Origin of the sequence: Paraburkholderia sp. BR10882, from assembly GCF_040948855.1 — a bacterium.
Taxonomy (GTDB): Bacteria; Pseudomonadota; Gammaproteobacteria; order Burkholderiales; family Burkholderiaceae; genus Paraburkholderia; species Paraburkholderia nodosa_A.
The window spans coordinates 682,090-697,895 of sequence record NZ_JBFPKP010000001.1 but is presented as its reverse complement, the minus strand read 5'-3'; the positions used below and the strand labels follow the sequence as shown (position 1 = coordinate 697,895).

Genomic DNA, 15,806 nt, shown 5'->3' with positions numbered 1-15,806 from the left:
GTACTCAAGCCGCCCGCTCGAAAATCGCCGCGATGCCCTGGCCGCCGCCTACGCACATGGTTTCGAGGCCATAGCGGCCCTTGCGGCGCTGCAGTTCGTAAAGCAAGGTCGTGAGCATACGTACGCCGGTCGCGCCGATCGGATGACCGAGCGAAATGCCCGAGCCGTTCACGTTCAGCCGCGCTTCGTCGTGCCAGCCCCAACCCTTGAGCACCGCGAGCACCTGGCACGCGAAGGCTTCGTTCAGTTCGACGAGATCGAGTTGATCGAAGCTGAGCCCGGTCTTGTGCAGCAGCTTTTGCACGGCCGGCACCGGGCCGATGCCCATCGTCGCGGGCTCGCATCCCGAAGCTGCCCAGCCCGTGAGGTAACCGAGCGGCGTGAGGCCCAGTTTGTCGAGCTGGTCTTCGGCGACGATCAGGCACGCAGCCGCGGCGTCGTTCTGCTGGCTCGCGTTGCCCGCCGTCACCGTGCCGCCTTTCATGAGCGGCTTGAGCTTCGCGAGCGACACCTCGCTTGCGTCGGCGCGCACGCCTTCGTCGCGTGCGAACAGCACCGGGTCGCCCTTGCGTTGCGGCACCGAAACCGCCACCACCTCGTCGGCGAAGCGGCCCGACTCCCATGCCGCCGCGGCGCGCTGGTGGCTGCGCACGGCGTACGCGTCCGCTTCCTCGCGCGTGATGCCGTATTCCTTCGCGAGGTTTTCAGCCGTTTCGATCATCCCGGAGATGTAGCCGAAGCGCGCTTCGGGCTGCGAGCGTTCGCGGCCACGCTCGAGACGGTCGTGCATCTTCACCGAGCCTGCGCGAGCGCCCCAACGCATGTCGGTCGTGTAGTACTCGATATTGCTCATGCTTTCCACGCCGCCGGCCACGACCACGTCCGCCGCGCCGCTCTGCACCATCATCGCGGCGGTCACGACCGCCTGCAGCCCGCCGCCGCAACGGCGATCGAGCTGCATGCCGGGCACCTGCACGGGCAGCCCTGCTTCGAGCGCAGCCCAGCGGCCGATGCAAGGCGTTTCGCTGTTCGCATACGATTGCGCGAAGACCACGTCCTCGATGCGTGCCGGGTCCACGCGGCTGCGCGCGATGGTTTCGCGCAGCACCGTGGCCGCGAGCGTTTCGACGGAAACAGGGCGCAGGCTGCCGCCGAAGGTGCCGACCGGCGTGCGTACGGGTGCGACTATCGCTGCTCTTCTCATTTCGGATTCCTTTACATGGAGTCTGGTTGTTGTTGTTCGCCGCGTCGTGTGCCTGCGTACCGTCAAACCGCTATCGCATCCCGCCGCGCATGGTGTTGCGCCGCCAGCTGTTCGCGCCATTCTGGCGGCGCGATGGCGAGCATGCGCTCGGTGCGCTGGGCGAGCGTGAGCCCGCGCAGATCGGCCACGCCGTGCTCGGTGACGATCACCGCGGCGTCGCTGCGCGGCGTGCTGACCGGCCCCGAAAGACGCGCGACGATGCGACTGCCATGCCGCGTGCTGGCTGCGAGCGCGACGATCGCGACGCCCCCGTGCGAGCGCGCCGCGCCGCGCATGAAATCGAGCGCCCCGCCCACGGCGCCCACATAGCGACCGCCTGCAGCTTCCGCATTGACCTGCCCCGTCAAATCGACTTCGAGCGCCGAGTTGATCGCCACGAACCGGTCGAGGCTGCCGAGCACGTCGATGTCGTGGGTATAGGCCGTGGCGCGAAACTGAATCTGCGCATTGCGGTGCGCATGCGCGTAGACCTTGCGCGTGCCCATCATCGTGCCGGCCACGCTCACGCCTCGATCGCGCGGCTTGCGGGCATTCGTCACCACCCCCGCTTCGATCAGATCGACCACGGCGTCGCCGATGGTGCCGCTATGCACGCCAAGGTCGCGCCGGTCGCGCAACTGCGCGACGATGGCCTCGGGCAGCGCGCCCAGCCCGAACTGGATTGTCGAGCCGTCTTCGATCAGGGATGCGGCGTGCTGCGCGATGCGCCGCTCGATGTCGCCGGCCTGCGTGGCAGGCGCTTCCAGCGGCGCGCGGTCGGTATGGATCAGCACGTCGAAATCATCGCCGCACAACATGCGCTCGCCGAAGGTCCACGGCGCCGCCGCATTTACCTCCGCAATGACCACGCGCGCACTGTCGATCAGCGGCACGAGATACTCATGGGCGATCGAGAGGCTGTAGCGGCCCGCCTCATCGGCGGGGGCAACTTGCAGCAGCAACACGTCGATGCGGTTCGGACCCGTAGTCAGCACGCTGCGAAACTGCGAGTAGTGACACGGGAGGATGTCGAGCACGCCTTCGCGTTCGAGCCGCCGGTTCGTACCCGATGCGCCATAGGCCATGAAGTCCACGCAGTCAGCATACTCGGGCTCGAGTGTGTCGGACCACGAAGCGCCCACGAACACGCGAAAGCGCCCGCCCGTCGCCTTGCGCTGCGCCATCAGCAGCGCCGTGAGCGTGCACGGCTCCGCACCGCACTGGCCCCATGCGAGCGTGTCACCCCGGCGCACATACTGCGCGAAATCGAGCTGCGCGGCGTCGACGACGCGCGCCGCGCGCGGGCCGCGCGTCATCAGACGGGGTCCCAGCTGAAGACATCGGCAGAAACATCGAGCGTATGGAACGACTTGCGCAGCGCCGGCATGGCATGCTCGGCGATCGTCTCCGGCGTCCAGCCTTCGCCGCGATGCACCGAACGCACGGGGCGCGGCTGGCTCATCAGGAAGATTTCGTTGTTGCGGACCGCGAAAATCTGGCCCGTCACGTCGGCGGCCTGTTCGCTCGCGAGGTAGACGGCGAGCGGCGCGATCTTCGCGGGCGTCATCTGCTTGATCTTGGCAACGCGTGCTTCCTGTTCCGGCGAATCGATCTTGATAGAGTTGATCATGCGGCTCCAGGCGAACGGCGCGATGCAGTTCGAACGGATACCGAACTTTTCCAGATCGAGCGCGATGGATTTCGACAGGCCCGCAATGCCGAGCTTCGCGGCGCTATAGTTGGCCTGCGCGAGATTGCCGATCAGCCCGGACGTGGACGTCATATGCACGAACGCCCCGCTGCGCTGCTCCTTGAAGTGGTCGGCGGCGGCGCGCGAAACGTAGTAAGAGCCGTAGAGGTGAACCTTGAGCACGGCGTCCCACTCCTCTTCGCTCATCTTGTGGAAGAAGCGGTCGCGCAGGATGCCCGCGTTGTTCACCACGCAATCGATACGGCCGAACACGTCCAGCGCGTTCTGCACGATGCGGGCGGCGCCGGCGGCGTCGGCCACGCTGTCGGTGTTCGCCGTGGCCTGGCCGTCGAACGCCGTGATCTCGTTCACGACGGCTTGCGCGGGGCCGTCGTTATGGCCCTCGCCGGTGAGCGTGGCGCCCACGTCGTTCACCACGACTTTCGCGCCGTGGCGCGCCATCATGAGCGCGATATCGCGGCCAATGCCGCCGCCCGATCCTGTCACCACCACGACCTTGCCGTCCAGCATTCGTTGCGTCGTCATCGTTTTCGCTCCTCCAGCCCGCGCTGCGCCGGGCATTCATTCGATTTGAATCGTGATGCGGCAAGCTGTGCCGTTCGTGTTGCAGCTTGACGCATCGGCCAAAGCTGCACAATTTGGATATGCCGAACGCCTGTTTCGGCCAGGATTAACCCGTACTATCGCTAATGGCGTGCGTCGCGCCGCGGCGCAATAATGGCTGGAGTCTGCTCGCCCCTCATGTTTTTCGCATCCCTCTAACGAACGAGCTGACGCACATTGGAGTCACGGCAAGTCAACCCATGCATTTCGATCTCGTCGACCTGAAGCTCTTCACCCACGTAGCCGAGGCGAGCAGCCTCACGCGCGGCGCGGAACGCGCGCACCTGTCGCTGCCCGCGGCGAGCACGCGTATCAAGAATCTCGAAGAACAGGTGGGCGTGAAGCTCTTGAGCCGCACGAGCCAGGGGGTCACGCTAACGGGCCCCGGCGAGACGCTGCTCGCCCACGCGCGCCGCGTGCTCAAGCAACTCGAGCAACTCACGGGAGACTTGCAGGAATATTCGCAGGGGGTGAAGGGCCATGTGCGCGTGTTTGCGAACACCACGGCGATGAGCGAGTTCCTGCCTGCCGTGCTGCGCACCTACCTCATCAATCATCCCGACGTGTACGTGGACATTCACGAGCGCCTTTCGCCCGATATCGTGCGCGCCGTGCAGGACGGCACGATCGATATCGGCATCGTGGCCGGCAATGTGCGCACCGAGGGACTGCAGGTGCTGCCCTACCGGCGCGACCGGCTCGTGCTCGTCACCGCGCTCAGCCACCCGCTTTCGCAAGCGAGCGAGATGGCGTTTGCCGATACGCTCGACTACGACTTCATCGGGCCGCCCGACGAAAGCGCGATTTTCTCGTTTCTCAAGCGCGCCTCGTCGGATCTGCAACGCACGATACGCTGGCGCATCCAGATCGGCAATTTCGAAGCCGCGTGCCGCATGATCGAGGCGAACATCGGCATTGGCGTGCTGCCCGAAGGTACGGCGCGCCGCCACGCGCAAACCATGTCGCTCAAGATCGTGCCGCTCACCGACGAGTGGGCCGTGCGCAAACTGCAGATCTGCATGACCGACCGCGATGCGCTGCCGCTGTTCGCGCGCAAGCTCGTCGATCTGCTGGTGGCCGACGGCATCGGCCGCCTCGAATAGCCCCATGACGCGGCGCGCGTGCTGCGCGCCGCCCCTCTCGACTAGCGCCCGCCGGCCGCCCGAATCATGTTGCGCGCAATGACGATCTGCTGGATCTGGCTCGTGCCTTCGTAGATGCGGAAGATGCGCACATCGCGGTAGAAACGCTCGATGCCATAGTCGGACATATAGCCCGCGCCGCCGAAAATCTGCACCGCGCGGTCTGCCACCCGCCCGCACATTTCGGATGCGAAGAGCTTCGCGCACGCGGCCTCGGTGCTCACGTTCTGGCCGGCATCGCGGCGGCGCGCCGCGTCGAGCACCATGCAGCGCGCCGCGTAGAGTTCGGTCTGGCTATCGGCGAGCATGGCCTGCACGAGCTGGAACTCGGCGATCTTCTCGCCGAACTGCTCGCGCTCCATCGCGTAGCGCAGCGCGTCGTCGAGCATGCGCTGCGCCACGCCCACGCAGATCGCCGCGATATGAATACGCCCCTTGTCGAGCACCTTCATCGCGGTCTTGAAGCCCACACCTTCTTTGCCGCCGATGATGTTTTTCGCGGGCACCTTCACGTCCTCGAAGATGACGTCGCAGGTATGCGCGCCGCGCTGGCCCATCTTCTTGTCGCGCTTGCCGAAGTTGATGCCGGGCGTTTTTGCGTCGACGATGAACGAGGTGATGCCGCCCGCGCGCGGCTCGTCGGGATTGGTGCGCGCCATCAGTGTAAACATGCCGGCCTGCGGCGCATTCGTGATGAAGCGCTTGGTGCCGTTCACCACGTAGTGGTCGCCGCGCCGCTCGGCGCGCGTCTTGATCGATGCGGCGTCCGAGCCCGCGCCCGGCTCCGTGAGCGCGAAGCTCGCGATGATCTCGCCGCTCGCAAGCTTCGGCAGCCATGTTGCCTTTTGCTCGTCGGTGCCGTCGATCACGATGCCCTGCGAGCCGATACCTACCGTCGTGCCGATGATCGAGCGAAACGCGGGCGAAGTCTTGCCGAGTTCGAACATCACGAGCACTTCTTCTTCCATCGTGAGATCGAGCCCGCCGTACTGCTCCGGGATGGTCAGGCCAAAGAGGCCCATGGCCTTCATGTCATCGACGATATCGGCCGGAATTTCATCGGTTTCGGCCACGCGCTCTTCGTTCGGCACGAGACGCTCGCGCACGAAGCGCGCGACGTTGTCGAGCAGAACGTTCATCGTTTCCTGGTCGCGAATCATGGTGTATGCCCTGCAATCGTTGATCGGGCGGCACGACGCCGCCCGTGAGGATGACAAATCAGGAATGCTCAGTGAGCGCGCACGGCACGTTTGGCCATTTCGCGCAGTGGCTGCTTTTGCAGCTTGCCGCTGGCCGTGGTCGGAATCATGTCGATGGTCACGATTTCCGAGGGGCGCTTATAGGCCGAGAGCCGCTCGCTCAGATAATGGGCGAGATCGGCCGTGTCGATCGTCGCGCCGTCCTTCGCTTCCACGAACGCCACGACTTCCTCGTTACCTTCGGCGTCGCGCCGCCCCACCACGGCGCTCTGGCGCACCGCTGCGTAGGTGTTGATGACCGACTCGACTTCGATGGGATACACGTTGAAGCCCGAACGGATGATGAGATCTTTCGAGCGGCCCACGATGAAGAGCGCGCCGTCCGCGTCCAGCCGGCCGAGGTCGCCGGTCTTGAGCCAGCCTTCCGCATCGAGCACTTCGGCGGTCAGGCCCGGCTCGCGGTAGTAACCGTGCATGGCGCCGGGACCGCGCACCCACAACTCGCCCGCTTCGCCGCGCGGCACATCGTGACCGTCGGGCCCGACCACGCGCAACTCGGCACCCTCGACGATCTCGCCCGAAGACACGTCCTTGCGCGGACGGTCCATGCGTGTGATGAATAGCGAGCCCGCGTACTCGGTCATGCCGTAGCCGTGATGCAGCGGCATGCCGAAGAGCGCTTCGACCTGCTGCTTGAGCGTGGGATCGAGCGGACCTCCGCCCGTGTACAGGTATCGCAAACGGGGCGCATGTACCGTGCCGCCGTGCTCGCGCACATAGGCGACGATGCGCGTGAAGAGCGTCGGCACCCCCTGCAGGATGGAGATTTCGGAGGCGGCGAGCGCTTTCACGACCTCCTCGGCCGAAAAGCGCGCGGCCAGATGCAGGCTCGCGCCCGCCTCGAAGGTGGCGAGCAGCAGCGTGGCGAGTCCGAAAATATGCGACATCGGCATGACCGCGTACGCGCAGTCCGCCTGTGTCATGTCGCGCGATGTCGCCGAGACATGCGCGAAATGCAGCAGGCCGCGATGCGTGGCCATCACGCCCTTGGGCTGGCCCGTCGTGCCCGACGTGTAGATGAGCACCGCGACCTCGTGCGCGAGCGCTTCGGCCTCGCGCGCGGCGTCGAGGTCGGGCGCGGCCATCATCAGCGGACCGAGCCCGGCGGGCGCGATCTCTCGCGCGCGATAGCGCACGCCATGACGCAGCGCGTCGGGCGAAGCACCATGCGTAAACAGCATGAGACGCGGCCCGCAATGGGCGCGAATCGTCTCGATCTCTCGTTCCGAGAGCCGCGCATTGACCACGGCCGGCCACGCGCCGATTTCGGATAGCGCGAACAGCAGCGTCACCACGGCCGCGCAGTTTTCGGCCACGACGAGCACGCGGTCACCCACGTCCACGCCCTGCTCGCGCAAAAACCGCTGCGCCTGCCCCACGTCGCTCCAGAGCTGCCCGAAGCTCGTCACCTTTGCTTCTTCGCGTATCGCCACGGCTTCGGGCGACGCCTGCGCCCAATGCCGCGCGATATCGCTGATCTTGCGCGCCGCTCGCCTCACCACTGTCACCTCCCGTCGTTGCTCTTTGACTGCGTACGGCGCGCCGTGGCACGCCGCATCGCGACAGGTATCAGTGTGGTTCAGGCGCGGCCTGCCAACAATTCGTTTTCGATAAAGCCGGCATTCGTCTGCCGAGAAGTCGGAATTCACCCCGATGGCCCGGGCTTCGAGGCGATTATCTTCTCGACCGGGAGCGTGCTCGGCGGGCGCTCAGCCCTCGTGGGTGACGCGTGCGAGGCGCCGGTGCGGCCCTGCGCAGGCGCTGCCGCCAGTCACTCCATCTGCGCCGCCGCACGCTCGCCTCCCATCGTGCCCCTGGAAGCGCTATTCGCCCGATGAATCGCCACGATGCCCGCGAGCGACACACAGGCCGGCACGGCCGCCGCGAGAAAGAGCGCCGACGACGACCACTGCAGGTGCAGGAGCGCGCCGCCCAGCACCGGGCCGACGACCGAGCCGATACGCCCCACGCCGAGGCTCCAGCCGATGCCGGTCGAGCGCAGCGCGGTCGGATAGTAGGTCGCGGCGAGCGCGTTGAGCGCGGGCTGGCCGCCGATGATCGTAAAGCCCGTGACGAAGATCGCCGCGAACATCGCGGCCACGGAGACCATCACGGCGGGATTGCCGATGGCGGCCGTCGAGACGATGGCGATCAGGAACGTCGTGGCGAGCACGCGCGTGAAGCCCGCAAGGTCGATGATGCGCCCGAGCAGCAGCGTGCCGATCACACCGCCGCCCCACAATGCCGTGCCGGCGAACACGGCGGTCCGGGTCGAATAGCCGGCGTCGCGGATCACGGTCGGCAGCCAGTTCGAGAGGAAATACATGGCGAGCAGGTTCGAGAAGTTCACGACCCACAGCAGCACGGTCACCCGCGCGCGCCCTTCCTTGAACAGCTCGACGAACGGCACGCCGCGCGAGCGCGTTTCCACGCTCGTGAACTGCACGCCGGCCGGCAACGCGAGCGCAGGCGCCACGCGCGACAGATTGCGGCGCACGCGCGCCTGCGTGCGCTCACCACGGCCGCGAAACAGGAGGAACTGGATCGACTCGGGCAACGCGAGCCACATCAGCACGCCGAGCACGAGCGGAATCGCGCCGCCTACGAAGAACACGGCACGCCACCCGAACGCGGGAATCAGCGCCGCGGTGATCAGGCCACCCACCACGCCGCCCAGCGTGAAGCCGCACGAGACGATCATCATGAGCGTGACGCGCATGCGGCGCGGGCTGTACTCGCCCGCGAGCGCCATCGCGTTCGGCATGATGCAGCCAAGCCCCAGCCCCGCAACGAAGCGCCAGGCCACCAGTTGCGCGATCGAATGCGCGAAGCCCGTTGCGACCATGCACGCGGAAAAGAACAGCGTCGCGCCGATCAACACCGGGCGGCGGCCGATCTTGTCGGCGAGCGTGCTGAACGTGAGCGAGCCCACCAGCATGCCAAAGAGGCCCGCACCGAACACCGGCGAGAGCGTCTCCTTCGCGATGCCCCACTCGCGGATCACGACCGGCGCCACGTAGCCCATGGCCTGCACATCGAAGCCGTCCATCACGAGGCACAATGCGCACAGCGTGACCACGAGGAGCTGATACGGCCCGAACCGGCTTTCGTCGATGATGCCGGTAACCTCCACCGCCTTGTTCATGCAATGTCTCCAATATTGTTTTGTCGTCCCGATCGCTCTACGGCGATTAAAGTTCGAGTACCAATCGCCCGCTTTTCGCTCGCGAGCAACAGGTCATCATGCGGGTTTGCGTGTCGCGTTCGGCGCGCGTGAGCACTACGTCGCGATGGTCGATCTCGCCCGCCAGCACGCGCACCTCGCACGAGCCGCACAAGCCTTCTTCGCAATCGCTTTGCACGTCGATGTTCGCGCGGCGCAGCGCGTCGAGCACGGTCTGGTCGGCGCCCACGTTGAGTACGAGCCCTGAGTCTTTCAGCTCGACTTCGAACGCCTGCTCCCGCGAGGGGTCGAGCTTGCCGCCGGTCGCCGCGAAATGCTCCACGCGCAGTGCATCCTCGGGCCACACCTCGCTGCACGCTTCGAGTGCTTCAAGCATGCGCGCCGGGCCGCACGCGTAGACGCGCGTATGCTCGTCGACGTACAGCGCGGCAAAATCGTTGCGCGAGCCTTCGTCCGAAACGTGCAGATGCAGGCGCTCGTCGTGCAGCTGCGCGAGTTCGTCGACGAGCGCCATCGTCCTGCGCGAGCGCCCGCTATAGTGCAATTCGTAGTCGATGCCCAGTTCGCGCGCGCGGCGCGCCATGGCGCTTACCGGCGTGATGCCGATGCCGCCCGCAATGAAGATCGCGCGCCGCCCCTCTTCGTCGAGCCGGAAGTGGTTGCGCGGGCCGCGTATCTTCAGGCGCATGCCTGCGTGCAACGTGTCGTGCACCCAGGCCGAACCGGCGCGGCTTTGCATTTCGCGTAGCACGGCGATCTCGAACGCGCCCGTGTCGGCGGGGTCCGAGCACAGCGAGTACTGGCGCGAGATGCCGGTGTCGCCGCACTCCACGTCGATATGCGCACCCGCCGCCCAGCGCGGCAGCGCGCCGCCCTCCGGCGCGACGAGGCGCACACGGACGATGCCTTCTGCCACGGCGTCCACACGCTCGACCACCACAGGCCGCGAAAGCGCGTGCGCCGACGGCTCGCCAATGCGCACCGCCACGTGCGCGCCGAGCAGCGCCGGATTCGCGCGCTCCGGGTTTTGCGCGGGGTCCCATTCCACGAAGACATGCTCAGGACCCCGGAACGACGTGTTGGGCACATACGTGAACGTCTGCTCGGCCAGACGCATGTGCGGCAAGCGGCGCGTGAATTCTTCGAGGAAGATCTGCATCTCCATACGCGCGAGGTTCTTGCCCATGCACTGGTGCGAGCCATAGCCGAACGTGACGTGGTCGCTCGCGTTGTCGCGGCGAATATCGAACAGGTCGGCATCGGCGAAATGGCGCTCGTCATGATTCGCCGAGGACGTCACGATGAGCAGCTTCGAACCCGCCGGAATGTCGATGCCGCCGATTTGCACGTCTTTTGTTGCGAGGCGCCGCCAGGCCGCTACCGAGCCGTTGTGGCGCAAGCACTCCTCCACCGCGTTCGGAATGAGGCTCGGGTCCTCGCAGATCTCGCGCCACGCATGCGGGTGCTGCAGCAGCAGCTTCATCGCGTTCGCCGTGGCGTTGGCCGTGGTCTCGTGCGCGGCCACGATGCCGGCCATCATCATCGAATGCAGATAGGAGTCCGTGACGACTTCGGGGTGCGTCTTCTGCTTGCGGATGCCATATTGCATCCAGCCCGGGCCGTCCGGGTTCTGGCGCATCTTGTCGAGCACCTTGCCCGCGAACCGCCAGAAGTTGCCCACCGCGTGCGCCACTTCGACCTGCTCTTCGGGGCGCGGCCGCCCCCACGTATTGACCGTATGCGCAATCGAATACTTGCGCAGCAAGTCCATGTCCTCCTCGGGCACGCCCAGAAAATGCAACGCCACGGTGAGTGGCACTTCCCAGAGCATCTGGTCCACGAGGTCGGCACGCCCTGCGTCGATGAAACGGTCCACGTACTCGCGCGTGAGGCGCCGCACCATCGGTTCGTGGTGCTTGAGATGTTCGGGCGTGAACGGCTCCATCAGCGCGCGGCGGCGCGGCATGTGGGCAGGCTCGTCCTCGTTCACGAGCGTTCGGTTCATGGCGTAGCCGTACGAGTCCAGCACCGCGTTCGCCTCGGGACCGGTGGGCGTGATCTTTTCGAGCGCAATGGAGGGCGAGAACGTGAGGTTGTCGCGAAAGATCGCCTTGATGTCGTCGTAGCGCGTGACCACCCAGTAGCCAAGCTGCGGGCTATAGAACACGGGTTCCTGCTCGCGCGCCCAGCGCACGTACTCGGGCGGGTCCTGCTGGTAGCCGTCGCTGAAGGGGTCGAATGCCGCGGCATTGGCACTGACCGGGCAGCGCGACGTGGCGGCCGACGTCCGGTTCGCGGCGTGGGGAAACGGGCAGCGGCCCGTCGATGGGGAAGGTGTCTCGCTCATATGCCTCTCCTGCATCCTGCGTGCATTACGTTTTGCGTAACTCTAGTACGCATTGCGTAATTACGAGATAGGGGTTAACGTGCAAGCTCAGCAGGCACTATGCCGCCCCTACGCGCCCTAAAATCCGCGTGAACCCAACCGATATCCCAGCGTCCCGTCCAGTATGGAAAGCAGGAAAACCACTCCCCGTCGCATCACGGCCAAAGTGGCCGACGCTTCGACGTCGCCCAAAGTCGCGCAAGAGACGAAGGCCGTAGCCGCGCCGCGAGAGCGCCGTCAGCGCGTGCAATCCGCGCAAACCGGCATGGCCGTGCTCAAGGGTCTCGCGCGCCTGGGCGGCCGCGCGAGCCTCTCGGGTCTCGCCGCTTGCGTGGGCGAGAGTCCCGCAAAGGTGCATCGCTATCTCGTGAGCCTGATCGAGGAAGGCCTGGTCGCGCAGGACACCGCCACCCAGCAGTATCGGCTCGGCGTCGAGGCGATGATGATCGGCGTGGCCGCCATGCGTCAGGCCGATCCGGTGCGCATTGCGGAGCCCGCGCTCGTGCGCCTGCGCGAGACGCTCGAAGTGACGTCGTTCGTCGCGGTGATGGGCAACAAGGGGCCCACGATCATCCGTTTCGAGGAACCGGGGCTGCCCGTGACCGTCAACGTGCGGGTGGGCTCGGTGATGTCGCTGCTATGGTCGTCCACGGGCCGCGTGTTTCTCGGCCTGCTCGACGACACGCGCGTGCTCGCGCAAGCTGAAGAAGAACTCGCCCACGCCGATGCTTCGTTGCGCGCGCAACTGAGTGCGAGCGATCCGATCGGCACGCTGCGGCGCGACGTGCAGCAAGCGCGCTGCGCGAGCGTGCGCGACACGAATCTCAAGGGCATCAGCGCCGTTTCGGCGCCGCTCTTCGATCACACCGGCAAGCTCTGCGGCGTGCTCACGGCGCTGGGCGCCACGGGCGGCTTCGACGCCACGGCCGAGGGCCCGAACGGTCGCGCCGTACGCCGCGAAGCGGACGCCGTGAGCGCCCTCCTCGGCTACGTGGCGAGCAGCGCTTAACGCTTCGTCAGCGCATAAAAAAACCCGGTTCAAAACTGACCGGGTTTTTCCTTTTTTTCTGAACGACGTTAGCGAGCCACCGTCTTTGCGTCCGCGTCGGTGAGGGTATCCAGGAACGCCATCACGTCGCGGATATCCGAGTCTGACCAGACCGGTTTGCCGCCCAGGTGATTCGTCAGCGGCTCCGTCCTGGTATCCACATTACTGCGCAGATTCTTCGGCAGGTCGTCAAACTTCATGACGTGGCCGTGCGCGTCTTTCGAATACCACTTCTCCGGGTTCGTGTCGCGCTCGACATAGAAGCGTAACGAATCTTCCAGCGTATGGTACATGCCATTGTGAAAGAAGACGCGTCGCGTGGCGACGTTGCGAAGCGTGGGCGTGCGGAACATCCCGCAGAACCACTTCTGCTGCTTCGCCTCGTCTTGACGCAGCGGCCCACATAGCCCCATGTCGAAGAAATTCGGATCGCGGTTGGCCGGAATTTCCATGTTGCGTGGCACACCCAGCGTCTGAAAGTTGTAATCCGTCAATGCCGGATGCGCGCCGTGAGCGCCTTTGTTGATCAGGTGACAGCTTGCACAGTTGCCCTTGTCCGGGTCGCTGAACAGCGCCAATCCGTGCGCTTCCTGTGGCGTGAAATGATCCTTGCCGTCGAGCACCCGGTCGAATTTGCTGGAGTACGGCGCGAACGACGGATCGTTGAACTGGAATGCCTGCAATACCTTTCCGAGGTCCGCCAGCGCCTGCGTCGGCCGCGAGAAAATGTCCTGACCGAATGCTTCGCGGAACTGCTGTGCGTAGGCGCTTTTGCTCAGCTTCTGCGCTACGTCCTCCGCGCTGCTGTTTGCCATTTCATCCGGATTGAGCAGGGGAAATGCAGCCTGATCCGCGGGGGAGTTGTAGCGTCCATCCCAGGTGTATCCGCCGCTGGGCTGATTATCGCCGTCTTCGAGACGCTCTTTCAGGCTATTTGCCTGCGTGAACGTCCAGTAAGGCACAGCACGCAGATAGCGCAGCGACGGCGCCGAGCGCAGTCCGGCTCGATCGAGGTTTGGACCACCCAACTGGACTGCCAGACCGTTCGGCGGCCCATAGGCATTCTCAGGGCTGTGACAGGAGGCGCATGACTGCTTGCCGGAAGCCGACAGCGACGGATCGAAGAACGCTGCCTTGCCGATGGCTGCCAGATCAGGCGCAGGTGCTTTGACCGTGGCTGCCTGAGCGTCCGGTGCATGTTGGTCGCATGCGCAAAGCAGGCAAATGCAAAGGGCCGTTGTGAGAACAGTCCTTAGAGGAAATTGGCGCATGACGGATCAGGAAAAGAGCCCGGTTCGAGCCGAGAACCGGGCCAGGACAACAAAGTTCTTGTGAGACCGCTACGGATTAGCGGTTATCGATGTTGGCCGATGTGAAGATCGGCTTGAGCGATGCATCATCTGCGTAGCCGAGATACGAGCCGATGCCGAAGTTGTCTTCGAGCGAACGCAGCAGCGCGTAGTGGTTGTAGCCCGTACCATCCACGTGACCGCCCTTGATGAACGGCGACAGCAGAAGCGTACCGATCTGATCGCCACCGACTCCGAGGTAGTTCAACGCAATCGACACGCTGCGCACGGATGCAGGCAGCGTCGCCGGGTTGATACCGAGCAGGGCTGCTTGAGCCACCGGCAGCGTGGACATCGTGACCTGTTCCGGACGCGTCACGTTCGGACCCGTTTGCTGGTTGCAGCCCGGGCACTGGTTGCCCATTTCCGGCTCCAGCAGGGAAAGCGTCGTGCCATCTGCGCTGAGCGACGTTGTCGGCGTCAGTCCGGTCACGACGCCTTCGTCCGTCGTGATGATGATCAGGCCGTCCTGCTTGTAGGCGGGCGAAGCCTGAATCAACGGGATCGTGTTCTTCAGGAACGCATCGATCGAAGCCAAACCGCCAGGCTGACCGTTTTTGCAGCCCTTGCCCGCCGTGCCCGTACCGTCACCATCATGGCCGTCGTTACACAGGTTCGGCGTGATGAAGGAGAAGTTCGGCGTAGTGGCAATCGACTGAAGATCCGTTGCCAGGTTGTCTTGCAGGTTGACCACGTGCGCGTCGCAGTGGGCCAGATCATCGATGGTCGAATGGAAATACGGGAACGGATTGTGACGCGTTGCGTACTCATCGCCCGCCACGTCACCCGAAGCAGAAGGCGCCTGCGCGGCCTGCGTGCCGTCCACAGCCTTCGCCGGGTCCGAGCCCGCAAGCTGCGCGGTACGGCGCGGGAACGAACAGGTTCTCGTGCCGTCACGGTTCAGGTCGTTGCCCATGTCCTCGTTGTAGCTGCGCCACGTGAGCTTGGCCTGTTCCATCTGGTTGCCAATATGCTGCACGCGAGCCGGGAACACACAGCCGCCGCTCGCGTGGCCGTTTGCGTCCGTACCTGCCTTGAGAACCTTGGGGTTCGCCGAGTCGTTGCCGGCATCCACGATATCGGACCATAGCTGGAAGCAGTCCGTTTCGGTGTCGTGCGTCGACGGCTGACCCGACACCATCGATATGTAATTGTCCAGCGAAACGTGGCCGGTGCCGTAGTAGTTCGAAAGGAACGTGCCCTGCGGCATCAGCGATTTCAGGTACGGGTCCTGGTTCGAATCCGAGGCCGTCGTGCCGTACGTCGATTCCGCACTCTTGTTTTCGAGCACGATAACCCAGACGTGCTTGATCGCCTTGCTCGAAACGACGGTTGCAATGTACTGATCGCTCGCGGCCTTCACCACGTTGTTGCCGTTGGTATTGAAGTCGCCCAGCAGGGCGTCCGGCGTCGTGCCGATCTTGTTCGCCAGTTGCGTTTGAGCATCCGACTGCGACAGGCCGCTGTCGATCAGTTGCGAAAGCTGCGTCGTGATCGCGCTGACGGAACTGACGTCACGCGGCGAACGGAACGTAGCCGTCCCGTTGAACGCCGTGCCCATGTTCTTGCCCGATGCGTCGTTCTCCGTGGCGCCGCTCAGGTCGGCCACGATGTACTTCCACGACCCATTGCTCGTATCGGAGATCGAGAACTTGCCCTGGGCATCCGAGCGCGCGACCGGCTCGCCCTGGTCGCACTTGCCATTGTTGTTCACATCCAGGCAGACTGCCGCATTCTGGATATAGCTGCCGAGCACCTGACCGGTGACCTTCGGTCCGCCATCTGAGCCGTTGTTTCCGCAACCAGATAACCCCGCCAATACGCCGATGCTCGCCAGCATCGCGAGCGCACCCCTGCGCGACTGTATTTTCTTCACAACCG

At 65.0% G+C, this 15,806-nt stretch carries 11 protein-coding genes; 2 read left to right on the top strand and 9 right to left on the bottom strand.

What is annotated here, in order from left to right:
- Positions 1-4: 4 nt before the first annotated feature.
- From AB3X99_RS03215 to AB3X99_RS03205, 3 genes are all read right to left on the bottom strand, one after another.
- Positions 5-1,204 (bottom strand): acetyl-CoA C-acetyltransferase, encoded by a 1,200-nt coding sequence (locus AB3X99_RS03215; protein WP_368616100.1) that lies wholly within the window; start codon positions 1,202-1,204, stop codon positions 5-7.
- A 62-nt stretch (positions 1,205-1,266) separates the two neighbouring features.
- Complete coding sequence (locus AB3X99_RS03210; RefSeq protein WP_368616099.1) at positions 1,267-2,559, bottom strand: acetyl-CoA hydrolase/transferase family protein; 1,293 nt, start codon at positions 2,557-2,559, stop codon at positions 1,267-1,269.
- Positions 2,559-3,464, bottom strand: coding sequence for an SDR family NAD(P)-dependent oxidoreductase (locus tag AB3X99_RS03205; protein ID WP_368604923.1), 906 nt, complete (start codon positions 3,462-3,464; stop codon positions 2,559-2,561). The genes AB3X99_RS03210 and AB3X99_RS03205 overlap by 1 nt, the downstream gene beginning before the upstream one ends.
- Before the next feature lie 293 nt (positions 3,465-3,757).
- Between AB3X99_RS03205 and AB3X99_RS03200 the strand changes: the two genes are divergently transcribed.
- The gene (locus AB3X99_RS03200; RefSeq protein WP_342945534.1) at positions 3,758-4,660 is read left to right on the top strand and encodes a LysR substrate-binding domain-containing protein; all 903 of its coding nucleotides are present in this window, start codon (positions 3,758-3,760) and stop codon (positions 4,658-4,660) included.
- A 41-nt stretch (positions 4,661-4,701) separates the two neighbouring features.
- On the opposite strand, the gene AB3X99_RS03195 is transcribed toward AB3X99_RS03200, so the two are convergent.
- The 4 genes from AB3X99_RS03195 to AB3X99_RS03180 form a co-directional block, all read right to left on the bottom strand.
- Entirely contained in the window at positions 4,702-5,859 is a 1,158-nt protein-coding gene (locus AB3X99_RS03195) for an acyl-CoA dehydrogenase family protein (RefSeq protein ID WP_368616098.1), read from the bottom strand.
- Between the two features lie 68 nt (positions 5,860-5,927).
- Entirely contained in the window at positions 5,928-7,466 is a 1,539-nt protein-coding gene (locus tag AB3X99_RS03190) for a class I adenylate-forming enzyme family protein (RefSeq protein WP_368616097.1), read from the bottom strand.
- 263 nt (positions 7,467-7,729) lie between these two features.
- The gene (locus AB3X99_RS03185; protein WP_368616096.1) at positions 7,730-9,103 is read right to left on the bottom strand and encodes an MFS transporter; all 1,374 of its coding nucleotides are present in this window, start codon (positions 9,101-9,103) and stop codon (positions 7,730-7,732) included.
- A 46-nt stretch (positions 9,104-9,149) separates the two neighbouring features.
- Positions 9,150-11,489, bottom strand: coding sequence for a cytochrome P450/oxidoreductase (locus AB3X99_RS03180; RefSeq protein WP_368616095.1), 2,340 nt, complete (start codon positions 11,487-11,489; stop codon positions 9,150-9,152).
- 163 nt (positions 11,490-11,652) lie between these two features.
- Between AB3X99_RS03180 and AB3X99_RS03175 the strand changes: the two genes are divergently transcribed.
- Positions 11,653-12,537 (top strand): IclR family transcriptional regulator, encoded by an 885-nt coding sequence (locus AB3X99_RS03175; RefSeq protein ID WP_368616094.1) that lies wholly within the window; start codon positions 11,653-11,655, stop codon positions 12,535-12,537.
- A gap of 68 nt (positions 12,538-12,605) precedes the next feature.
- Here AB3X99_RS03175 and AB3X99_RS03170 read toward each other — a convergent pair whose 3' ends face one another.
- Both AB3X99_RS03170 and AB3X99_RS03165 read right to left on the bottom strand, forming a co-directional pair.
- Entirely contained in the window at positions 12,606-13,847 is a 1,242-nt protein-coding gene (locus tag AB3X99_RS03170; protein ID WP_368616093.1) for a cytochrome-c peroxidase, read from the bottom strand.
- A gap of 76 nt (positions 13,848-13,923) precedes the next feature.
- A complete protein-coding gene (locus tag AB3X99_RS03165) occupies positions 13,924-15,801 on the bottom strand; it encodes an alkaline phosphatase family protein (protein WP_368616092.1) in 1,878 nt (625 codons plus the stop codon).
- Between the last annotated feature and the right edge of the window lie 5 nt (positions 15,802-15,806).

What these genes read in the sequence shown, in the direction of transcription:
- AB3X99_RS03180 (WP_368616095.1), bottom strand. Translation starts at nt 11,489, where the DNA reads ATGAGCGAGACACCTTCCCCATCGACGGGCCGCTGCCCGTTTCCCCAC.
- AB3X99_RS03215 (WP_368616100.1), bottom strand. Translation starts at nt 1,204, where the DNA reads ATGAGAAGAGCAGCGATAGTCGCACCCGTACGCACGCCGGTCGGCACC.
- AB3X99_RS03195 (WP_368616098.1), bottom strand. Translation starts at nt 5,859, where the DNA reads ATGATTCGCGACCAGGAAACGATGAACGTTCTGCTCGACAACGTCGCG.
- AB3X99_RS03200 (WP_342945534.1), top strand. Translation starts at nt 3,758, where the DNA reads ATGCATTTCGATCTCGTCGACCTGAAGCTCTTCACCCACGTAGCCGAG.
- AB3X99_RS03205 (WP_368604923.1), bottom strand. Translation starts at nt 3,464, where the DNA reads ATGCTGGACGGCAAGGTCGTGGTGGTGACAGGATCGGGCGGCGGCATT.
- AB3X99_RS03210 (WP_368616099.1), bottom strand. Translation starts at nt 2,559, where the DNA reads ATGACGCGCGGCCCGCGCGCGGCGCGCGTCGTCGACGCCGCGCAGCTC.
- AB3X99_RS03175 (WP_368616094.1), top strand. Translation starts at nt 11,653, where the DNA reads ATGGAAAGCAGGAAAACCACTCCCCGTCGCATCACGGCCAAAGTGGCC.
- AB3X99_RS03185 (WP_368616096.1), bottom strand. Translation starts at nt 9,103, where the DNA reads ATGAACAAGGCGGTGGAGGTTACCGGCATCATCGACGAAAGCCGGTTC.
- AB3X99_RS03170 (WP_368616093.1), bottom strand. Translation starts at nt 13,847, where the DNA reads ATGCGCCAATTTCCTCTAAGGACTGTTCTCACAACGGCCCTTTGCATT.